21 protein-coding genes, 2 tRNA genes and 1 pseudogene are annotated in these 21,154 nt (G+C 60.3%); 13 read left to right on the forward strand and 11 right to left on the reverse strand.

Going from position 1 to position 21,154, the window contains the following annotated elements:
* Nucleotides 1-19: 19 nt before the first annotated feature.
* From DESPR_RS02110 to hgcA, 3 genes are read right to left on the reverse strand one after another with little or no spacing between them, the layout of a single operon-like run.
* A complete protein-coding gene (locus DESPR_RS02110) occupies nucleotides 20-994 on the reverse strand; it encodes a YbgA family protein (RefSeq protein WP_015723165.1) in 975 nt (324 codons plus the stop codon).
* A 34-nt stretch (nucleotides 995-1,028) separates the two neighbouring features.
* Entirely contained in the window at nucleotides 1,029-1,316 is a 288-nt protein-coding gene (hgcB, locus tag DESPR_RS02115; RefSeq protein ID WP_015723166.1) for a mercury methylation ferredoxin HgcB, read from the reverse strand.
* A 13-nt stretch (nucleotides 1,317-1,329) separates the two neighbouring features.
* Nucleotides 1,330-2,493: a mercury methylation corrinoid protein HgcA gene (gene hgcA, locus DESPR_RS02120; RefSeq protein ID WP_250697404.1), complete on the reverse strand. Its 1,164-nt coding sequence runs from the start codon at nucleotides 2,491-2,493 to the stop codon at nucleotides 1,330-1,332.
* 171 nt (nucleotides 2,494-2,664) lie between these two features.
* On the opposite strand from hgcA, the gene DESPR_RS02125 reads away from it, so the two are divergent.
* From DESPR_RS02125 to DESPR_RS02170, 9 genes are all read left to right on the forward strand, one after another.
* Entirely contained in the window at nucleotides 2,665-3,606 is a 942-nt protein-coding gene (locus DESPR_RS02125; RefSeq protein WP_015723168.1) for a radical SAM protein, read from the forward strand.
* Between the two features lie 300 nt (nucleotides 3,607-3,906).
* Nucleotides 3,907-5,589 carry an acetolactate synthase large subunit gene (gene ilvB / locus DESPR_RS02130; RefSeq protein WP_015723169.1) on the forward strand — a complete coding sequence of 561 codons (1,683 nt, stop codon included), beginning with the start codon at nucleotides 3,907-3,909 and terminating at the stop codon, nucleotides 5,587-5,589.
* 28 nt (nucleotides 5,590-5,617) lie between these two features.
* A complete protein-coding gene (locus tag DESPR_RS02135) occupies nucleotides 5,618-5,902 on the forward strand; it encodes an ACT domain-containing protein (RefSeq protein WP_015723170.1) in 285 nt (94 codons plus the stop codon).
* Between the two features lie 326 nt (nucleotides 5,903-6,228).
* Complete coding sequence (locus DESPR_RS02140; RefSeq protein WP_015723171.1) at nucleotides 6,229-7,476, forward strand: aminotransferase class I/II-fold pyridoxal phosphate-dependent enzyme; 1,248 nt, start codon at nucleotides 6,229-6,231, stop codon at nucleotides 7,474-7,476.
* Between the two features lie 114 nt (nucleotides 7,477-7,590).
* Entirely contained in the window at nucleotides 7,591-9,240 is a 1,650-nt protein-coding gene (locus DESPR_RS02145) for an ABC transporter ATP-binding protein (protein ID WP_015723172.1), read from the forward strand.
* Nucleotides 9,231-9,587: a DsrE family protein gene (locus tag DESPR_RS02150; RefSeq protein ID WP_015723173.1), complete on the forward strand. Its 357-nt coding sequence runs from the start codon at nucleotides 9,231-9,233 to the stop codon at nucleotides 9,585-9,587. The genes DESPR_RS02145 and DESPR_RS02150 overlap by 10 nt, the downstream gene beginning before the upstream one ends.
* 326 nt (nucleotides 9,588-9,913) lie before the next feature.
* Nucleotides 9,914-10,333, forward strand: a complete 420-nt coding sequence (locus DESPR_RS02155) for a bacteriohemerythrin (protein WP_015723174.1) — start codon at nucleotides 9,914-9,916, stop codon at nucleotides 10,331-10,333.
* Between the two features lie 619 nt (nucleotides 10,334-10,952).
* The gene (uvrC, locus tag DESPR_RS02165) at nucleotides 10,953-12,815 is read left to right on the forward strand and encodes an excinuclease ABC subunit UvrC (protein WP_015723175.1); all 1,863 of its coding nucleotides are present in this window, start codon (nucleotides 10,953-10,955) and stop codon (nucleotides 12,813-12,815) included.
* Nucleotides 12,802-13,011 carry a (2Fe-2S)-binding protein gene (locus DESPR_RS02170; protein WP_015723176.1) on the forward strand — a complete coding sequence of 70 codons (210 nt, stop codon included), beginning with the start codon at nucleotides 12,802-12,804 and terminating at the stop codon, nucleotides 13,009-13,011. Before uvrC ends, DESPR_RS02170 begins: the two co-directional genes overlap by 14 nt.
* 105 nt (nucleotides 13,012-13,116) lie before the next feature.
* Here the strand turns inward: DESPR_RS02170 and DESPR_RS02175 are convergent, their stop codons facing one another.
* A complete protein-coding gene (locus DESPR_RS02175) occupies nucleotides 13,117-13,326 on the reverse strand; it encodes a hypothetical protein (RefSeq protein WP_015723177.1) in 210 nt (69 codons plus the stop codon).
* Between the two features lie 380 nt (nucleotides 13,327-13,706).
* On the opposite strand from DESPR_RS02175, the gene DESPR_RS02180 reads away from it, so the two are divergent.
* Nucleotides 13,707-14,168, forward strand: a complete 462-nt coding sequence (locus DESPR_RS02180; RefSeq protein WP_015723178.1) for an SRPBCC family protein — start codon at nucleotides 13,707-13,709, stop codon at nucleotides 14,166-14,168.
* Here DESPR_RS02180 and DESPR_RS02185 read toward each other — a convergent pair.
* The 4 genes from DESPR_RS02185 to DESPR_RS18260 form a co-directional block, all read right to left on the reverse strand.
* Complete coding sequence (locus tag DESPR_RS02185; protein WP_015723179.1) at nucleotides 14,165-14,788, reverse strand: DedA family protein; 624 nt, start codon at nucleotides 14,786-14,788, stop codon at nucleotides 14,165-14,167. The two genes, DESPR_RS02180 and DESPR_RS02185, sit on opposite strands and share 4 nt — an antisense overlap.
* A gap of 9 nt (nucleotides 14,789-14,797) precedes the next feature.
* The gene (locus tag DESPR_RS02190) at nucleotides 14,798-15,598 is read right to left on the reverse strand and encodes an undecaprenyl-diphosphate phosphatase (RefSeq protein ID WP_015723180.1); all 801 of its coding nucleotides are present in this window, start codon (nucleotides 15,596-15,598) and stop codon (nucleotides 14,798-14,800) included.
* A gap of 155 nt (nucleotides 15,599-15,753) precedes the next feature.
* The gene (locus DESPR_RS02195; RefSeq protein ID WP_015723181.1) at nucleotides 15,754-16,836 is read right to left on the reverse strand and encodes an AI-2E family transporter; all 1,083 of its coding nucleotides are present in this window, start codon (nucleotides 16,834-16,836) and stop codon (nucleotides 15,754-15,756) included.
* On the reverse strand, nucleotides 16,833-17,000 hold the full coding sequence (locus DESPR_RS18260) for a hypothetical protein (RefSeq protein ID WP_169701507.1): 168 nt from the start codon (nucleotides 16,998-17,000) through the stop codon (nucleotides 16,833-16,835). The genes DESPR_RS02195 and DESPR_RS18260 overlap by 4 nt, the downstream gene beginning before the upstream one ends.
* A 107-nt stretch (nucleotides 17,001-17,107) precedes the next feature.
* Here DESPR_RS18260 and DESPR_RS02200 point away from each other — a divergent pair.
* A tRNA-Pro gene (locus tag DESPR_RS02200) sits at nucleotides 17,108-17,185 on the forward strand.
* 80 nt (nucleotides 17,186-17,265) lie between these two features.
* Nucleotides 17,266-17,430 (forward strand): annotated as a pseudogene (locus DESPR_RS18870) (transposase); the annotation flags it as partial.
* 200 nt (nucleotides 17,431-17,630) lie between these two features.
* On the opposite strand, the gene DESPR_RS02205 reads toward DESPR_RS18870, so the two are convergent.
* The 3 genes from DESPR_RS02205 to DESPR_RS02215 form a co-directional block, all read right to left on the reverse strand.
* Nucleotides 17,631-17,705, reverse strand: a tRNA-Val gene (locus DESPR_RS02205).
* Between the two features lie 432 nt (nucleotides 17,706-18,137).
* Nucleotides 18,138-18,437, reverse strand: a complete 300-nt coding sequence (locus DESPR_RS02210; protein WP_015723182.1) for a hypothetical protein — start codon at nucleotides 18,435-18,437, stop codon at nucleotides 18,138-18,140.
* A 161-nt stretch (nucleotides 18,438-18,598) separates the two neighbouring features.
* Nucleotides 18,599-20,287 (reverse strand): mechanosensitive ion channel family protein, encoded by a 1,689-nt coding sequence (locus DESPR_RS02215; protein ID WP_015723183.1) that lies wholly within the window; start codon nucleotides 20,285-20,287, stop codon nucleotides 18,599-18,601.
* A gap of 259 nt (nucleotides 20,288-20,546) precedes the next feature.
* Between DESPR_RS02215 and DESPR_RS19125 the strand changes: the two genes are divergently transcribed.
* Entirely contained in the window at nucleotides 20,547-21,113 is a 567-nt protein-coding gene (locus tag DESPR_RS19125; protein WP_015723184.1) for a lytic transglycosylase domain-containing protein, read from the forward strand.
* Nucleotides 21,114-21,154 lie beyond the last annotated feature (41 nt).

Consider the following 21,154-nt stretch of genomic DNA (forward strand, 5'->3'; position numbering starts at 1 on the left):
CGACGGCAGGGGCCTGCCTCTAGCGGACCTCGCGACCGCGTCCGGAATCGCTGAGGTCGGCCAAGGCGCGGGGATAGGGGCGGAGAAAGACCTGAGCCAGCAGATACTGGTTGTCGAAGCGCAGGGCATGGGCCTCCAGCAGCCGGGTGACCGCCTGCAGGGGTAGCCGCTCGTCGCGGTATTCCTCGATCGAGTTGATCACATGCTGTTTTTCCGCGGACCCGAGATGTTCGGAGATCCAGCCAAAGGCATGAAAGAGGGTGTTGATCACCCCGGAGATGCGCAGCGGCGCATCCAGGATATGACGGAGTTCCTCGCGGTAGAGGTGGAAGACTTCGGCGGCCGGCCGTTTTTCGTGGTTGGCCACGATCTTGCCGGCCTGGCGAAAACGGCTCTGGTTGTAGGCGAGGAAAAGCAGCTTGTGGCTGGCATGGAAGGCGACCAGCGCGCCCATCTCCGGCCGCTCGTTTAAGCTGCGGAATCGCGCCAGGGTGAAGAGCTTGATCAGGAAGTGCTCGCGCAAGGAGAGGTTGGTCAGCCGCATTTCGTCCTCGATCGCGGCTCCGGCAAAGGTGTGCCGCACCTGTTCCCCGAACAGGCCGCCGGCTTTCTTGAGAAACTGCGGCTTGTCGATCCCCTGGTAGATCTTGGTATCATAAAGGCCGCAGCTCGGCGACTTGCTCTTGAGGATGGCGCCGTCGATCTGCGGATGCTCCTTGAAGATGGCGTCGATGGTGGCTTGCAACTGGGTGGTCACCTCCCGGCCGGTGGCGGGCTGATAGACCACCAGCCCCCCCTCCGACTGGCACAGGCGGATCGGCGCCCGGGGGATGCCCAGACCGCAGTCGGTTTCCGGGCAGACCGGGATTATCTCCACCTGGGTCTGCAACTGCTCGACAAAGGGATTCTTGAGGATGGCGCCATCATAACGGCAGGCGGCAAAGCCCAAACAACGACTGACCAGGACTGTGGGGCGGGGAAAGGTGTCGTTCATGGAATGTTCCCTCTATGAAGGTTGAGAAAAGCGGTCAGCAGCAGCCGGACAGGAGCTTGCGGCCCAACAGCCGGTTGATCCAGGCGGCGAGGATGGCCACGGCGCACCCGACTCCTGGGGTGACGGTGAGGGCCTGGACCGGGCAGTTGCGGGCGCAGGCCCCACACTCCATGCACAGATCCCTATCGCCAACCTTTAATTTTTCACCTTCCAGCGCGAAGATGCGGTGTGGACAGACCACGGTGCAGTTGCCGCAGCCAATGCAGCGATCAAAATCGACCTCTAGGGTCGCAGTGTCGTCGATGTAGCGATAGCCGTGCATGGGGCGTCTCCGTTCAATGCAAAAAGGGGCTGGCCAGCCAGAGCACCAGGGCGAGGCAGGTGGCCGCGAGCTGCACCGGCAACCCCCGGCGCATCTCGTACTCGACACCGCTGGGCGAGGTGAAGGGGGTGGAGCCGGTGAAATTCATCGCCAGGTAGGAGCTGAGGCTCAGCACCCAGGAGATCAGGGCAACCTGTTCCACTGCCGCCAGGCGGGCTGCGAGCAGCAGCCACGCTCCCAGTGCCGCCGGCAGTCCGGCCCATACGCCTTTGAGCCAGAACTGACGGCCGGGCAGCCAGGGCAGCAGCATGGGGGTGAGCACCGCCCCGCCAAGCATGCCCAACCCGGTGGCGGCGAGCAGTGCCTCGCCACGCTCCAAGGCCGCGGTAAGGGAAAAAATTGTCGGACTGATGCCGGAAAGGAGAAAGCCAAGGATCAGCATGGCCAGCAGGGGCTTGGCCAGGAGAAACAGCTCCACCGGAATCAGCACTGCCCGGTCCGCCAAGGGGAAGGTGACCTCACGCATGGCTTCGTCGCACCGGTTGCCCTGACCAAGATAGGCGGGCAGATCGGCGGCGCGGACTGGGCCGAAAAGCACGGTAAACCCGCAGCCCTTGCGCACCGCCTGCGCCGACACACCCGGAGCGGCCAATTGCGGCAGGATCAGTTCCCGATGGGCGACCACTTCGTTCAAGCGGTATCGTTGCACGCAGTCGATCACTTCCCAGGTGGAAAAGGTGCCCTTGCCGGCGGCACACCAGACATTGATCCCTCGGGTGTCGACCACCAGCAGCCAGGCGTCGAGGCCGCCCAGCTGGTGGCGCAGGGCGTCGAAGGAAAGTTTGTAGTTGGCGCTCACCAGTACGGCTGACTGGTTTCCCGGCGATCCCACGGCGTAGAGGCCGGGGGCAACCTTGTAGTTGCGGCGGATGATGCCGATGCGGGCGCCGATGGTGCCCCATAGATCACGGCTGCTTCTTGTGGTGGTCACTTGCGGCACCGGGCCGGCGGGCGTGTCGATGAAGCCGGTCACAAAGGGGCAGAGGCTGTAGCCTGCCCGCTCATGGACCCCGGACCGGGGTTCCGGTTTCGGCCCTCAGCAGGGTGCCTCGGGCGGTGACGGGGCAAAGAGCGGCAACGGTTGGGGCGAGGCGGGACAGGGATTGATCGGTTGCATGGAGACTCGTTTCCTCGTGAACGGTAACTGTACGGTAAAGATACCGTGCCGTTGGGTATCAAGCCAGGTTTTTCTCCGAGCATCCCAGGCTCGACGGCGGGCCGCGCATCGAGTAGGCTGACCCCAACGCCCTTGTCTCTTTCTGGTTGTCCTCTTCTTGGGAGCACGTCCATGACCATCGCCGCCCTCGCCCTGCACGCCAGCGGCCTCCTTCAGCAGCGGGCCGACACCGCCCGACGGCTGCTGGCCCCCTGCACTCTCTGCCCGCGCCGTTGCCGGGTCAACCGCCTCGCCGGTAAAACCGGTCTGTGCGGAACCGGTGCCCAGGCGCGCATCGCCAGCTACGGCCCCCATTTCGGCGAGGAGCAGCCCCTGGTCGGCACCCACGGCTCCGGTACCATCTTTCTGGCCGGCTGCAACCTGCGCTGCTGCTTCTGCCAGAACTTCGACATCAGCCAGGGCAACGATCCCGGCCAGGAGGTGGATGCCCATGAGTTTGCCGCCATCATGCTGGAGTTGCAGGCCACGGGCTGCCACAACATCAACCTGGTCACCCCCAGTCATGTGGTGCCGCAGCTCCTCGACGCCCTGATTCCGGCCATCGAGGGTGGGCTCGACATTCCCCTGGTGTTCAACTGCAGCGGTTATGAGAGCGTGGAGACACTCGCCCTGCTCGACGGCGTCATCGACATCTACATGCCTGATGTCAAATTCTGGCACCTGGCCACGGCGGCCCGCTATGCGGCGGCCCCGGACTATCCCCAGCGGGTGCGTGCGGCCCTGATCGAGATGCATCGCCAAGTAGGGGATCTGGTGATCGGCCCGGACGGTTGTGCCCGCTCGGGCCTGCTCGTCCGCCATCTGCTCATGCCTGGCCTCATGGAGGAAACCGAGGCTATCCTTGCCTTTATCGCCACCCGGCTCTCGCCCCGGACCTACGTCAACATCATGGCCCAGTACCACCCCTGCGGCCGGGCCGATCGCTATCCGGAGCTGATGCGCACCATCACCGGCGAGGAGTATCGCCAGGCCCTGGACGCGGCGCGCAAGATCGGCCTCACCCGTCTTGACCACCCGGATGTGGGCCGTCTGCTCAGGCAGCTCGGTGTCTGAGTGATATTTTTCTTGACGAAATGGGCCCCTGTTCGGTATCAAGAAAATAATTGTTCCCTGCCGGGGACAAATATTTTCCTCTAAGACAAGACCTTGATATGAAAACCCAATCCGCCATCGCCAACATTTTTGCTCTGCTCGCTCTCGTCGTGGTCGTGAGTGTGGTGGTCGTGGTGCGTACACGGTTCGAGGCGCCTTAGCGGGAAGCATCCAGAGTGGAGAATACAACCCCTGCCGGCGCCAGCCGGCGGGGGTTTTTTTTTGCCCATCATCGATTCACAATCACAGGAGGAGCACACCATGTCCAGACTCAACGGCGCCCAACTCATCATCGGTTTCCTGGAACGACAGGGAATTCGCATTGTCAGCGGTATCCCCGGCGGAGCCAACCTGCCCTTGTACGACGCCCTGGCGTCCAGCCCGACCATCCGCCACGTGCTTGCCCGCCATGAGCAAGGCGCGGGTTTTATCGCCCAAGGCATGGCGCGCGCAAGTGGCCAAATCGGCGTCTGTTTTGCCACATCCGGCCCCGGCGCGACCAATATCCTCACCGCCCTGGCCGACGCCTTTCTCGATTCCGTGCCTCTGGTCTGCATCACCGGCCAGGTGGCGCGCTCCCTGCTCGGCACCGACGCCTTCCAGGAGGTCGACACCTACGGCCTGTCCATGCCGATCACCAAACACAATTACCTGGTGCGCTCGGCCGCCGAGCTGCTCACCATCCTGCCCAAGGCCTTTCACCTGGCCGGTTCCGGCCGACCTGGACCGGTGCTGATCGACGTGCCCAAGGACGTGCAGACCGAGGTGGTGGAGTTCGGAGCCTGGCCTGAACTGGTCTCGACCGCCGATCACCAGCCCGGCTGTCCGGAGTCGATCCGGACCGCGGCCACGATGATCAACGAGGCAGAGCGGCCGATCCTCTATCTCGGAGGCGGGGTCATCCATGCCGGGGCGGCGGCCGAGGCCCGCCGCCTGGCCGAGCAAGGCGCCATCCCCACGGTTATGACCCTGATGGGGCTGGGCATCCTGCCCTCGGACCACCCACTCTCCTTGGGCATGCTCGGCATGCATGCCTGCCGCGCCACCAACTTGGCCATGGAGGAGTGCGATCTGCTCATCGCCGCCGGGGTGCGCTTCGACGACCGGGCCACCGGCCGGATCAGCGACTTTTGCCCCAAGGCCAAGGTCATTCACGTGGACATCGATGCCAGCGAGATCAACAAGCTGCGGCCGGCCGACGCCGGCATCACTGGCGATGCCCGCCACGCTTTTGCCGCCCTTCTGCCCCAGGTGCGAGAAAGGCAGCGGTCTGCCTGGAACGGCCGCATCCGCCAGTTGCAGCAGGACTATCCCCGTTTCCAGACAGAGGACTTCGCCCCGGGGCGGCCTTTCAGCCTAATCCGCAAGGTGGCCGAGCTGGCCGGTCCGGAGGCGATCATCAGCACCGATGTCGGCAAGCACCAGATGTGGGTTGCCCAGGCCTATCCGCTCACCGACCAGCGTCAGCTGCTCACCTCGGGCGGTCTGGGAACCATGGGCTTCGGCCTGCCGGCGGCCATCGGCGCCTCGCTGGCCTTTCCCGAGCGGCCAGTGGTCTGCTTCAGTGGCGACGGCAGCCTGCAGATGAACATCCAGGAATTGGCCACCGCAGTCGAGCAGCGGGCACCGGTCAAGATCGTGGTGCTCAACAACCAAAGCCTGGGTCTGGTCCGCCAGCAGCAGCGGCTCTTTTACGAGCAGCACTACTTTGCCTCCTCCTACGGGATTGCGGTCGATTTCGCCGCCATCGCCCGAGGCTTCGGCATGCAGGCCTATGACCTCGGCAGCGCCGACAACCCGGATACGCTGTTGTGCGAGGCCATGCGCCATCCCGGTCCCTGCCTGATCAACGTGCCGATCGACATCGAGGCCGAAGTCACGCCGATGGTGCCGCCGGGCGCCGCTAACACCACCATGATCGGAGACAGCTATGCCTGCAACTGAGCCCACCTACCCATCGGGAGAAAAAATCATGAACACCGCCATCCTTCGTCTGACCGTCAACAACCACCCCGGCGTCATGCTGCAGATCTGCGGCCTGTTCGCCCGCCGCGCCTTCAACTTGGAAGGGATCTTCTGCAACGCCATCGACCAGGGGGCGACCAGTTGTATCTGGCTCACGGTCGATGAGACCGACAAGCTTGAGCAGGTGATCAAGCAGCTGGCCAAACTGGAGGATGTACTGGCCATCGAAGAGCGCGACGACGCCCGTGCCCGCATCCAGGAGATGGAGGCGTTGATGGCCCGTATCGCCTAAGATCCAGGCGGTATGAGCGCCGTCGGGGTTGACATCCCGGCCCATCCACGCTAAAAAACAAGACATCCGTTGGAACATTCACAGTTATTCAACAGGGAAGACCATGCAACACCAAGTCGCGGCAGCGGCGGCGATGAACCCAGTTCATTGGCGACCGGCTGCTCTGTAAACGAACAGCACCATATACCCGCCATGGACTGGAACAGCCGGTCCATGGCGTCGTGTTTTCAGCCTGGACCGTACGGTTCAGGCTTTTTTTGTCCCCGCGACCGAAAAAACCGTGAACGCCGGTTCCTGGCCCCGAACCCTTTGCCCAGGAGAGTGTCATGAACAACGAGGTTACCATTCGCTTTGCCGAACGTATGAGTCAGTTGCCGCCGTATCTGTTCGGCATGATCAACAAAATCAAGATGGAGAAACGGTGGGAGGGGATCGATGTCATCGATCTGGGCATGGGCAATCCCATGGATCCCACCCCTAACAAGGTCACCGAAAAGCTGTGCGAGGTCGCGGTCGACCCCAAGACCCACCGCTATCCGGTGGCCGGCGGCATGAAGAACCTCAAACGGGAGATCGCCCTGTTTTACAAACGCAAGTATGGGGTGGAACTGACCGGCGAGGATGATGTCATCTGCACCATCGGCTCCAAGGAGGGTATTTCCCACCTCTGCCTGGCCCTGCTCGGCCCCGGCGATACGGTCCTGGTGCCCTCGCCGTTCTTCCCGGTCCATGTCTATGCCGCGGTCATTGCCGGCGCCAGCGTGCTCCGTTTTCCGCTCGGCTCGGAGGAGGAGTTCCTCCGTCAGGTCAGCTCGATGTGCCAGTCGCTCTATCCCCATCCCAAGCTGGTGATGCTCAACTATCCCCACAACCCCACCGGCACCCTGGCCTCCAGGGAGTTCTTCGTCGAGATGGTCAAGCTGGCCAAACGGTTCAACTTCATGGTGATCAACGACTTCGCCTACGGCCAGATCGTCTACGATGATCATGTGGCGCCCAGCCTGCTGGAGATTCCCGGGGCGCTCGATGTGGGGGTCGAGTTCGGTTCCTTTTCCAAATCCTACAACATGGCCGGCTGGCGGCTTGGCTACTGCGTGGGCAACAAGGAGATGGTCGGCGGTCTGGCCAAGATCAAGGGCTACTACGATTACGGCATCTTCTCGGCCATCCAGGTGGCGGGCATTGTTGCCATGCGCGACTGCGACGAGGCCATTGTCGAGCAGGTGGCGGTCTACCAGAAGCGGCGCGACGTGCTCTGCGAGGGACTGGCCCGCATGGGCTGGGAGGTGGACAAACCCAAGGCCGGCATGTTCGTCTGGGTACGCATTCCCGAACCCTACGTACGGATGGGCTCGATCCGGTTCTCCGTCGAGATGATGAACCGGGCCAATGTGGCCGTGGCCCCTGGCGCCGGGTTTGGCGAGGAGGGCGACGGCTATCTGCGCCTGGCCCTGGTGGAGAACGAGAACCGCATCCGCCAGGCCCTCAAGCAGATGAAGCGCGCTCTGGTGGAGATCGATCAGGAGGTCAAGGCCGGCACCTTTGTCCTGCAGCCGGATGCCCCGCAGGGGTAATCACGGCTGAGTCCGTTGGGAAGATGGCGGCTCGCCCCGCCATCTTCCTGTTGCCCAGGAAGGGCCCCTGAGGTAGAGTACCGCCATTTTCTTCCACATCCCTGCGAAACTCCCATGGCCTCCCTGCTGACCATCGACCACTTCAACCTCACCTTTCTCGGCGCCGAGGGCGATCGCTCTCCGGTGCTCCACGACATCAGCCTGCACATTGCCCCTGGGGAAACCCATGCCCTGGTGGGCGAGTCCGGTTCCGGCAAGTCGGTCACCGCCCTGTCGATCCTTCGCCTGCTGGAAGAGACCAATCAAGTGCACGCCAGCGGCTCCATCGTCTTTGAAGGCCAGGAACTGACCACGCTGGACAAGCAGGCCATCCGCGCCATTCGCGGCAACCGCATCGCCATGATCTTCCAGGAGCCGATGACCTCGCTCAACCCGGTCTACACCATCGGCAATCAGCTGATCGAACCGCTGCTGCTCCACCAGGGGCTGAGCAAGGCCGAGGCCGCCGCCCAGGCCCTGTACCTGCTGGAACGCACCGGCATCGACAACCCGGAATACCGCATCAACTGTTATCCGCACCAGCTCTCGGGTGGCCAGCGTCAACGGGTGATCATCGCCATGGCCCTGGCCTGCCGGCCCACCCTGCTCATCGCCGACGAGCCGACCACCGCCCTCGACGTAACCATCCAAGAGCAGATCCTTCGCCTGATCAAAGACATCCAGGCCGAATACGCCATGTCGGTGCTGCTCATCACCCACGACCTGCCCATGGTGCAGAAGATCGCCGACACGGTGTCGATCATGCATCGTGGCCGCATTGTCGAGCAGGGAGCCGTAAGCGAGATTTTTTCTACGCCCGGGGAGGCGTACACCCGCCACCTGTTGGCCGCCGTGCCCCAGGGCGTGCAGCAGACCCGGCAAGGCGGGCCAAAACTGATCGAACTGCGGGGGATCACCTGTTCCTTTGCCATGAAAACCCCGTGGTCGGGCTGGTTGACGCGCCAGAAACGGATCATCAAGGCGGTGGATGACGTCAGCCTTAGCCTCAACCAGGGCACCACCTTGGGCCTGGTGGGCGAATCCGGTTCGGGCAAGTCGACGCTCGCCCTGTGCCTGCTTGGCCTCAACACCTTTGACGGCCAGGTGCTCTACTTTCCCCAGACCGGGGTCAGTCACTGCCTTTCCGATCTGACCACCAGGCAGTTCCGGCCGCTGCGCAAGGAGCTGCAGATCGTCTTCCAGGATCCCTTTTCCTCGCTGTCGCCCCGGATGACCATCGAGCAGATCGTGGCCGAAGGCTTGCAGGTCCATGGCCTGGGCGGCACCAAGGAAGAACGCCGGACCCTGGTGGCCCAGGCCCTGGAGGATGTGGAGCTCGATCCCGGCCTGGCGGGCCGCTTTCCTCACGAGTTTTCCGGCGGCCAGCGGCAGCGGATCGCCATTGCCCGCGCCCTGATCCTCCGCCCCAAGTTGCTGATCCTCGACGAACCCACCAGCGCGCTCGACATGACCATCCAGAAACAGATCCTCGAACTGCTCAAGGACCTGCAGCAGCGCTATCAACTCACCTACATCTTCATCACCCACGACCTGCGCACCGTGCGCTCGCTGGCCGACCAGTTGGCGGTGATGCGCCAGGGCCGCATCGTCGAGGCCGGACCGGCGGCCGCCGTCTTTGCCAACCCGCAGCAGGAGTACACGCGGCGGCTCTTTGACGCCGCCTTCCACCTCAATCAACGCCTGGAGAATCGCCCATGCCCATGACCTATCGCGCCGTCTTTCACGTCGATCTGGATGAGGCCAAACCGCTTAACATCGCCCTGGCCAACGTCGGCAACCTGATTCGCGCCATCCCGGAAAAACACTACGATCTGGTGATGCTGTTCAACGGCCCGGCGGTGACCCTGCTGCACAACGATCAATGCGCCCCCTTCCGCGACGAGATCTGGCGGCTGCAGCAGTCGCGGGTGGCGTTCAAGGTCTGCCGCAACGCACTGAACACCTTCAACATCGATCCGGACAACCTGATCGAGGGCTGCGAGATCGTTCCCGCCGGTGTGGTGGCTTTGATTGAATTGCAGCAGGATGGGTATGCCTACATCAAACCCTGAACACAATGTTCTTTTTCGTTTTTTTGCCGCTGGTTCAATAGTTCTAATCAATCGAGGGGTCTCAACAAATAATGAACAATATTCAAGAAATGGATTGGGCTGAAGATTGCTGGCACGGGCATACCGGCATGGATAGTTCGTGCGATTACTGCAGACTCGACACGAAGGTCGAACAGACCCCGCAAGACAAGAGTGAAGAAGGTCGAGGCGTGGAGGAGAACCCTTGAGAGGATGACGTCAGGACGGTTTCGTAAAGTGCTCAAGCTCGAAGCCATCGAATCTTCCAAATTTGGACAAAAGCACCCCTTTTTTCACCCAACAGTTGCATGGAACCCTTTTTCTGGAAACTCTCCTACGACACCGGCCTGAAGCAGATCGACCGTGATCACCGCATGATCCTGGAGCTGGCCAACGCCCTGTACACCGCCATGCACAGCGGTGCCGGGCGGGCCGCCGTGCTGCGGAGCTGCCAACAGATCGTGGCATTCACCGAAGAGCATTTTTCCCGTGAAGAACAATACATGAAGGTGTCCGGCTATCACCGCGCAGAGGAACACAAGCAGGAACATGCCCGGCTGAAGGAGGAGGCGCGGGGTTTGCTGCTTCGCCTGGAGCTGGACAGCCCCGACAGCTCCACCGGCCTCTATCAGGTGCTGCGGGAACTGTTCATCGAGCACATTCCGGAATGCGACAAACCCTTCGGCGAGTATTACCTTGCGCGCAGCCACCAAGCGCGGCAGGGCTGAGTCCGTCGCCGCATCCTTGGTTGTATGGGAAAACCAGACAGGAAAAGGGATGGAACCGGTGCGATTACGGTGCACCGCTTTTCAGCGGGCACTTTTCAGGGTTCCCCTGACATTGCAGCCGATTGGCGGCATCTGGCCAGAAGCGGACATTGCTCAGGCAGAATTCGCCCGAAGGGTGCGTGCAGTACGGGATGAAGACAAAGCCGCTTCTGGATTCCCGCCAGCTTGCGCGGACGTCCCGTGCTCGTGGCTGTTGCTCAACTCGGTAATGCGGACAAAAGGTCATGTGATTGCTCGATGCACAGTGTGCTGGTGGTGGAATGGCCGGGACCAGTCCTGGTATGGGATCGAAAAAGCCTTGCTGACCCTCGCGTTCGGGCAGGGCAAACGGGCGTTGGGTTGCGCCGGTCGGCTTGTTGCCCCCCCCCCGATTTTCCTGTCGGCCCGGATGACGGAGTGACATTGGCCACCGTTGCACGGGCAAACCTGACTTAACCGAGTTTTCTCCCGCGGCGCAATGATCTTGTTCGCCGGATACGCCTGACCAACAAAAACAGGGGCTGGGAGGCTCCAATCACCTCGGGCTTTCGCGCCGTAAAAAAGGACAGAGACGCTTTCCTTGGCTTCAATACCAGCAAATCCAGAAACCGAACCCCCCTCACTCGTCTCGCCGCTGTCGGCCGAATTTCTCGCCACGGTCAGCCACGGACCGGGGATCTATCAGATGCTCAGCAAGAAGCAGGTGCTGTATGTGGGCAAGGCGCGCGACTTGCGCAAGCGGCTGAGCCAGTACGCCCACTTCTCCGGGCCGATCCACTCCAAGACCGCGGTCATGCTCTCGCATGTGCAGCGGGTGGAGACCATCCTCACCACCACCGAAAAGGAGGCGCTCATCCTCGAGGCCTCGCTGATCAAGCAGCACCGGCCGCGCTATAACGTCATCCTCCGCGACGACAAGAACTACCCGCTGATCAAGGTCACCACCCGCGATCCCTGGCCCCGGGTGGTGGTCACCCGCAAGCGGCTGCGCGACGGCAACCGCTACTTCGGCCCCTACGCCTCGGGTACAGCCATGCGCGCCACCCTGCAACTGCTCTATGCCCAGTTTCCCCTGCGCCGCTGCAAGACGGTGCGTGAGCGGACCCGCCCCTGCCTCAACTTCCAGATGGGCCGTTGTCTTGCCCCCTGCGCGGGCCTGGTCGACCACGCCGAGTACCAGCGGATGGTGCGCGACGTGCTCCTGATTCTGGAGGGCAAGGTCGATGAGGTGGTGCGTGAGTTGACCGCCAAGATGGAGCAGGCCGCCGAGCAGCTGGCCTTTGAGAAGGCGGCCCGGTATCGCGACCAAATCCGGGGGCTAACCCGAACCATCGAGCACCAGGCCGTTGTTGCCGACCATCATCTTGACCAGGACGTGTTCGGCATCCACCGTCAGGATGCCTCGGTGGGCATTGCCCTGCTCTTTGTGCGCGGCGGCATGATCACCGGCGCGCAGAGTTTTTTTCTTGCCGATCCGCTGGGCGAGGACGACAGCCTGCTGGCCCAGACCATTCTCCAATACTATTCGGTCGAACGCCAGCCACCGCGCGAGTTGCTGCTGCCCTTTGTCCTGGAAGACCGGGATTTGATCGGCGAGCGGCTGGCCGAACTGCGCGAAGGGCCGGTGTCGCTCTTGGCCCCGCAGCGCGGCAAACGGATGCAACTGATGCGGATGGCCGAAGCCAACGCGGCCCAGATTTTTTCGGAGAAGGCCAAGAAGGAGCAATCCTGGGAAGCCCTGGCCACCGGACTCCAGGCCAAGCTGCGGCTCGCCAATCGGCCGGAGATCATCGAATGCCTCGATATCTCCAACCTCCAGGGCAAACAGGCGGTCGGCTCCCTGGTCTGTTTTGTTCAGGGGGACAAAGCGGCCAAGCGCTTTCGTCACTACCGCATCCGCTCCCAGGACACCCCCGACGATTACGCCATGATGCGCGAGGTGCTGGAACGACGGATGGCCAAGGGGGTTGCCGAGGACAACCTGCCCGACCTGCTGCTGCTCGACGGCGGCAAGGGCCAGTTGCAGGTGGCTGTCGACGTGCTGGGCGCATTTGACCTGCTGTCGCGGGTCGATCTGATGGCCATTGCCAAGGAAAAGCAGGAGGAGGGGGAAAAACTGTTTCGGCCGGGGCGCAAGAATCCAGTCCTCCTGCCCGCCCATTCACCGGTGCTGCTGTACCTGATGCGCATCCGCGACGAGGCCCACCGCTTTGGCATCACCTTCCATCGCAGGCTGCGCGGCAAGGCGCAGTTGCGCTCGCAGCTCGATGCCATCGACGGCATCGGTCCCAAGCGCAAACAGATGCTCCTGCACACCCTGGGCAGCGTCCGGCGGATAGCCGAGGCCGGCATCGAGGAGCTGGCCGAGGTGCCCGGAATCGGTCCGGAGCTGGCGAAACAGATCTACAGTCAACTGCACGGAGCCGACCATGAACCCGGATGAACGAACCATGGCCCGGCTCAAGGCCGGCTGCATCTGCAAGGGCGTCAAGCTGATCCGCTTGATCGAGGCCATCGAGAGCGGCGCCACCACTGTCGAAGCGGTTCAGAAGGCCTGCGGCATAGGCGATGGCCCCTGCAAGGGCAAACGCTGCGGGGAGAAGGTGCGACAACTGTTGGCGCGGGATCAGGACCGCTGACCAACAGGGGAGGGGGAGGGCGATCGGGCAGGAAAAAGGGGGCCAGCCTATTGCAGCTGTACCCCCTTGAATGTGCGTCCCGGCGGCATCACCGAACGGAACGGATCACCAATTGCCTTTGCCGATGATCTGGCTCACATCGACGCAGTGACTCGCTTCTTCCTCGCTTAATTCCTCTTTCTTTTTGATGAATTTTATATCCTTGAATTGGCAGGCATATTCTTTTCCATCCTTATCCCTGATCCAGACCATCTCTTCGTATCCAAGACCTGTCTTGCCGCCCTTTTGCTGGGAGTCTTTTACCTCTTCGCTCATGTTCTCCTCCATGCTTCGTTCTTTGCTTCAATGTTGACCAACGCCCAACCATATTGGATAATTGATAAAAAAACCAATATTTTCTAAACGCCCGCCAAAAAATGGTGGTTCGTGCAGCCGTGGCATGCGCATCGTTGACGGCCACGGTCCTTGTTTCCGCGATTCTTGGGGCTCGGGGCAGGGCATGGTGAGCAGGAAAGGCATCAAATCAACTCCTTGAGATTTTGCCAATCGCCCCCCACACTAGAAAAATTCTCCTGCGGGAGAGTGCTGGTTGCGCCAGACGGGCGATTTCCGTGACAGGCCGGTCTTGCGGGGTTCGATGTCTGCCACGCCTTGTTTATCTTGAACATGCAATTTGATCAGAAAGGAGAAGCACGATGTATATCTTGGAAAGAGAGCAGCGGGTAAGCGCCAGCCGCGAGCAGGCCTGGGCCTTTTTGCAGCATCCGGCCAATCTCGATCGGATCACTCCGCCGGACCTGCGCTTTCGTATTGTCACCGACATTCCGGACAGCATGCACGACGGCCTGATCGTCGAATACCGGATCACCATCCCCCTGATCGGCACCCACACTTGGGTGACCGAGATCAAGCACATCCGCGAGGGACACAGCTTTGTCGACGAGCAGCGGCTCGGGCCGTACCGCTTCTGGTATCACTACCATGAAATCCGTCCAACGGAAGAGGGGGTGTTGCTGCTCGACCGGGTCTTCTACCAGCCGCCGCTGGGTCTGCTCGGGCGGTTGCTGCACCGGCTCTACATCCGCCGGACTCTGGAGCGGATCTTCGACTACCGGCGGGAGCGATTGGCCTTCTACCTGTCGAACACCGGATATTAGTTGTTGAGCTTGCGTTTGCGGGCCGCCAGCCGCGACCGGACAAACCAGCCGAGGCCGATCACCGCCAGCACGATGATGACGATATCCACCTGGTGGGAATACTTCTGGACCACGGTCCAGTGCTCACGCAGCCGCATGCCCAGGTAGAGGAGAAAGCCGTTCCACAGGGTGGCACCGATGGTCGACACCAGCATGAACGGCAGCAGCGGCATTTTGCCCATGCCGGCGGGGATGGAGATGAAGTGGCGGATCACCGGAATGAAACGGGCAAGAAAGACAGTGAGCAATCCCTGGCGCTGGTTGAAATAGCGCTCGGTCAGGGCCAGATCGTGGGGATTGAGCAGCAGATATTTGCCGACCTTGAGCACCACCGGCTTGCCGCCGTAATAGCCCATCCAGTAGGAGGCCAGCGAGCCGGCTAGCGAGCCGAGACTGGTGGACAACAGGGCCAGCCACAGGTTCCATTTGCCGTCGGTGACCAGGAAGCCGACAAAGGGCATGACCGCCTCGCTCGGCACGGGCGCGATCATGCTTTCCAGGGCCATGAGGATGAAGGCGCCGGCATAGGCAGTGGTTTCCAGGATGCGGACGGCGATGGTGCTGATCAGTTCGGTAATCATGACGGTTCGTTAGCGAAGGAAATAGAGGAGGGCAATGGCCCCGAAGATCACCCGGTACCAGGCAAAGACCTTGAAATCGTGGTGCGCCACATAGCGGATCAGTCCCTTGATCGCCAGCAGGGCACTGAAAAAGGCGGTGACAAAACCGACGGCAAAGAAGGCCAGATCCTGCTGGGCCAAGGTGTGCCACGACTTGTAGACATCGTACCCGGTGGCGAGAAACATGGTGGGAATGGCGAGGAAAAAGGAGAACTCCGTGGCCGCCTTGCGCGACAGGCCACAAAACATGCCGCCGATGATCGTTGCCCCGGAGCGCGAGGTGCCGGGAATCAGTGATACCACCTGGGCCAGGCCGAGCTTGAGGGCATCCGGCCACTCCATTTGTTCGACCTCGGTGATCCGCGGCACGCGCTCACGCCGCTCCACCCAGAAAATGATCAGCCCGCCGACGATCAGGGCCACGGCCACCACCACTGGGTTGAACAGATGCGCCTTGATCAGCTTGTGCAGCAACAGGCCAAACACCGCCGAGGGCAGCACGCCGACAATCAGGTTGAGGGCAAACTTGCGGGCGCTTGCCTCGTGGCCCAGACCGGTCATCACCCGTAGCAACCGCTGCCGGTACAGCCAGCAGACCGAGAGGATGGCTCCGAGCTGAATGCAGATCTCAAAGGTCTTGGCCTGTTCACCGGTATAGGCCAGCAGGTCGCCGGCAATGATCAGGTGGCCGGTGGAGGAGATGGGTAAAAATTCGGTCAAGCCTTCGACCACGCCAAGTATAACGCTTTGGATCAGCGCGAGAATTTCCATGATGCACACAACTCCGAGGAACAGTAGGGACGTGTCCGCCCTGCGATGGGTGAAGCGAAAACGCAAACGGTCGGCAAAAGTCTCCTGCTGTTACCCAAACGATGGCCCCCTGTCAAGCAGAGACGGTTCGGCGTCCCGCCGTTGCGCGGGGGCGATCAATCGCCATTGCTTCCCCGGCTGTCCAGATAGGGCTGATATTCGCGCACATACATGTCGGAAAGGGTGAGAAAGGCGGTGACTGCCAGCGGGCCGTAAATGATGCCCAGCACGCCGGAGATGCTCATGCCGCCGATAATCGAAAGCAGCACCAGAATGGGCGGCAGCTGGGCCTGGGCGCCGACGAATTTCGGTTTGAACATGTATTCGATGAACACGGTCAGGAACAGATAAAAAACAAGGGTGACCACGGCCTGCCAGAACTTGCCTTTGAGAAAGAAAATCAGCGTGGTCGGCAGGAGCACCAGGCCGACCCCGAGAATGGGCAGGAAGGCGAGCACCCCCATCACCACCCCCCAGAGCACCGGCGACACCAAGCCCATCGCCGCGAAAAATATGCCTCCCAACACCCCCTGGATAAGGCCGCTCAGACCGTTGCCGATCAGGATGGTGCCGGCGATGGAGGAAAATTTGTCGATCAGCAGCCTGTTTTGCGCTTCGGGCAGCGGCGACAGCTTGAGCAGGAAGGCGGTCAGCCGGTGGTATTCAATCAACAGAAAATAGATGCAGACGATCAGGATGCAAAAATCGAAGAAAAATCGCATGATGTCGGTCGCCCAGGTCGACACCTGGCGGGAGGCGAACAGGCCGGCGGTGGTCAGCAGCCGGGTCATCAGCTCGGGGATATTGGCCACCTCGAAATTGATGCCGAAATCCGCCAGCAGCTCTCCGGTTCGTTGGATCAGCGTGCTGTTTTGCAGGGTCTGCTGCAAAAGCGCGAAGATATCGGTCCGCCTGCCCAGCTGGATCACAGCCGGAATCTCGGCGGAGATGGATTTGATGCAATACATCAACGGCAAAAAGACACACAGGGTGATCAGGGTGCAGGTGAGGGCCGCGGCCACCCAGGGCCTGGTTTTGGAGCTCAGGCGGCTGTAGGCCGGATGAAAGATGCTGGCCAGGAAAAAGGCGACGAACAGCTGATTCCAGAAGGGCCAAAGCACCACCCCGAGCATCAGCAAGGCGAGGAGGAAAATAAAGAGAAAGGTGATTCGCTGAAGAGGGGGAAGGGATGACGTCATGAACGCTCCTGATGCGTTGGGGTGTGGACCGGTGATGCACCGGAGAAAGAAGTATTGCCGCCATTGTAAAAACCCAGCGTCTTTTGCGCCAGTCTATTGTCGAACAAATCAGGCTGGATTCGGCTGCCGGAAGCGGTTGCGGCCAGGAAAATCGCAGGCTGCATCGGGTGGGATTTCCGCTCTTTCCTTCGCGGCAAACCGGGAAAAGGCTTGCAAGAGGATAGCGAATGGTGTAGATAACTTTTCCTCCTGTCCGCATGAGTACAACCGTCGGGGCGTAGCGCAGCCTGGTTAGCGCGCCTGCCTTGGGAGCAGGAGGTCGAGTGTTCGAATCACTCCGCCCCGACCAGTTGTAAAGAGTAAATAATCAAGGGTTTACCGGTTTCCGGTGAACCCTTTTTTATTGTCGCTATCTCAACGGGGTACAAAATCACCTCCGCTTGGAAAGGAATAATCCTGCCGCCTCTTGCGTTAATTTTTTTTCGCTCGGAGGAGGTGCAGAATTTTGTGGCCGAAACCAAGGGAAAACTGCGGCTTTTCTACTTGCCGCCTTACTCGCCGGAACTCAATCCCGACGAGTTGGTGTGGAACTTTTGCCTGAAAATCGCCCTTCCAAGCCTTTCATGGCTGTTACCTGAGATTGCCGATAGAGTGCAAATAAATTTCGGTGTTGGTCAGTGACTTATGACAAAGAATCTTGGAAATCGTTTCCTTGTCATAAGGAACTCTTTTTGCTTACTCCTTGAAATAAAAAAGGGTTCTTGAAAAAATCAAGAACCCCGTCAAATTTCATTTGGTGGGCGATACAGGATTTGAACCTGTGACTTCCACCGTGTGAAGGTGGCACTCTCCCGCTGAGTTAATCGCCCCAAGGTAGGCTGTAATTTATAGAAGGATGAAACTCAAGGCAAGCGATTTTAGCGTCGCGTTCTCCAGAAACGGCTTAATATCAGCAGCGGAACGATTTTCTGTTTTTTCGTGAAAATGTTTCTGCCTATATGTGATCGCTTATATCCCGCGTGATTTGCTTTCCTCTGCCTGTCCACAGCAAGCTGTATCCCCGGCCCATTCATCACATCTCTATCCACCGGTTATATGATTTTTCCGGTTAACTTATCGATGACGGCTGAGGCAAGGGCCAGGGGATGCAGAAACGATGACCCGTTCATCAGCATCATCTATTTGTTTGTCGCACCAATGCAGAATTTAACCAAATGCGGTTGATTCGTTGATGGGCAAAAGATTGGTATAAAATCGTGATATTATCGCGCACGCAAGGTGCAAAAAGAGGCAACCTTTCTTTACCTCAATTTTTCCCCAGAGGAATTCTTCCAATTTTCTTTAATCCACCTAATCGTTTCCTCTTGATTTTGTATTTCCTCTGGGAGTTGATCGTGGATCATTTTTTCTACCTTACTTCCAAACCCTTCCACCCCCCATGCGACGTGGTCGGTCAGGGAGCTGATAATAAAAAGGACTTCTTGTCCCTCTTTACGGTTAAATTCCGTCGTATCAGGAATTCCAGAAATTCTTGGGTCATCTTTTTTGTACGTGGACCACGCATACTCATACATCAAGTCTTCTTTACTAAAGGTATCCATAAAGCCACCTCATGAATTGGGGGGACATCGGTCTGCCTCTTACTTTATTATTGTAAGCACCAATTTGATGCTGTCTTCCTGTAATGTTTACTCTCCCTAACAATCTGTGCCGTCTCAGCAGAATCTGTGAACACCAATCTGTGCACAGGCCGCTTGCGCCTTCAATGGGTATTCGTGGTGGTGGAAATGTCATGGTTTGTCTGGGTTTCCGGCGACACTGCTGTCGGCTGCAGGTGGATATCCAGTTGCGGGAAGGGAATTTCGATCCCCTCGACCAGGAAACGCTTGTAGATGGCCGTGTTCAACTCATGGGTCAGGCGTCCCTGCACCTGGGGGTGGATGGCCCAGGCCTGCAGTTCGATGTTGATCGCCGAGGCGCCGAAATTGAGCAGTCGCACCCGTGGCGCCGGATGTTGCATCACCAGTTGGTTGTCGCCCGCCACGTCCAGCAACACCTGTTCGATCCGGTCGAGATCGGAACCGTAGGCCACCCCCACTTGGATGCGCAACCGGTAGTGGGGTTTGGGCATGCTCTGGTTGACAATTTTTACATTGGTGATCACTGAATTAGGAATGGTGATCAGGATGTCATCGAGCGTCAGGATGCGGGTGCTACGCATGCCCACGGCCTTGACCTCGCCCCGCTCGCCGTTTTCCAGGACGATGAAGTCGCCGGTGCGAAAGGGGCGGTCAAGAAAAATCGAGACCCCGCCGAAAAAGTTGGCCAAGGTCTCGCGGGCGGCGAGCGCCACCGCCACGCCGGCGATACCGGCGGAGGTGAAGATCGCCGCCACCGGCAGGCCGAAATAGGTGCCGCCGTGATAAAAGACCACAAAGACCAGGGAAAACGAGAGCAAGCGGCACAGCAGGCGGATGACGTCGGCATCAAGGGCGTCTTCCTTGATGTGCTGCGAGGTGATGATCCCATTCATGGTCACGCTGCCGGCAACGAGAATGGCCCAAGCTTGCAGGATCAGGAGGGCGAACTCAAGGCCCATGACAGTGGCTTTGAGGACCGCTCCGGTGATATTGATTTGATGGTCGATGAAGAAGCGGAGAAACAGGCAGAGCCCCATGGCGGAGAGCGGGGCGAGGAGCAGATGCAGTCGCCAGACGCGGGCGGTTTCCCGGTCCTTGATCGCGCGGTGCCAGCGCAATAGTTTCCACAGCAGCATGCCGCCCAGGGTGAGGGCCAGCACCAGGCCGATCCACTGCCACACCGCCTGCTCGACCATTTCCCGCTTCATCCATTGGGGGAGGGCGTTAATCATTCCACGGGGAATCAGCCAGCCCGGGGTGAAAATGTATTGTTCGTAGATGCCTCCCATGGCGCCGGGTTGGTAGGGCCGATGCCGTATCTTGGTGTAGAAGGCGTCCAGGCGGGCGATGGTTTCCGGGGCGAACAGAAAATCGTCGGCGCGCGGACCACTGGTCACCTTGGCGATCAGCAGTTCGGTGTGGGGCACCCGCCATCTGGCGAGCTGCTGTTGCTTGACCGCGCTGTTATCGGGAATGTCAGACGGGGCGGGCAGAGGGATTCGGTCGAGGATTTCGCGCAGAAGAAGCACCGATTCCAGGCCGATATCGTTGGCCATGTTGGGTGGGACACTGCTCAGATCGAGGCAGCGCATCGCTTTCTCCAACTCGTCCCGGATCGTGCGGCGATCCGCCGATGGCGCCCGCATGGCCTGGACAAAGGCCGTCGAATGGGCGAGAAAACTTTCGAGGGTCGCGCGGGGGCTGGCGGTGTCCACCGGCTCCAGGGGGAAGGGTTCCGTTCCTCTGGCGGTGGCGGCAAGAATCAGGAGTATGAGCAGAGGGGCGAGCAGACGGGTTGCCACGGAGTGCATGGGAATCTCTCTTGTTGATTCAATCGGGTGCGCGGCGGCTTGGCTGGAGACGTCAGGGACACGCGTTTTCCCTGATCGCAACAACGCAAAAACAGCCGATTCCGATGAAGGTGCCGCACGCCGCATTTTTCTTGTTACGCTTAGCATGTTTTCCGGTAAAATCATATCGTCAAGCGGCCAGCATTGGCCATGAAACAACCAGAGAGCCGGTATGTCACCACAACACAATAGAAATGCGACGCCGAGGCGGTGCCTTGTCGTGTGCGCCGTTTTTTTACTTGCGCTCCACTGTCTGCTGCCAGGCGGGGCGGAAGCGCGGGTTTATGCCTATATCAACGCCAAGGGAGAGCTCCATTATACCCCGGTCAAGGGCGGCAAGCTGCGCAAGCTGGGACAAAAGCCCGGCAAGGGGACCCGGTTGGCGGGCACGGGGTCACTTTCCCGGCCGTTGCAAGCCTTCATCGACAAGACGGCCACCGCACAGGGGCTCGACCCCCTGCTGGTCAAGGCGGTGATCAAGGCGGAGTCGAATTTTGACCCCAATGCAGTCTCGGACAAGGGGGCCCAGGGGCTGATGCAGCTGATGCCGGCGACCGCCAAGGACCTCCGGGTCGCCGATCCCTTTGATCCCCAGGAAAATATCGTCGGCGGCACCAGATACCTGCGATTCCTGCTCGACAGCTACGACGGGAATTTGGAGTTGAGCCTGGCGGCATACAATGCCGGGCCGGGCAAGGTGAAAAACGTGGTGCCCGACATCGATGAAACCCGGACCTACGTGGCAAAGGTACTGGATACCTATCAGGCGTACCAAAAGAAGCCATAGCCCCCGCCCCCTTCCTGCCCCCGAGAACCAGCCCCGAAGGG

Source organism: Desulfobulbus propionicus DSM 2032 (assembly GCF_000186885.1).
In the GTDB taxonomy this organism is placed as follows: Bacteria; Desulfobacterota; Desulfobulbia; order Desulfobulbales; family Desulfobulbaceae; genus Desulfobulbus; species Desulfobulbus propionicus.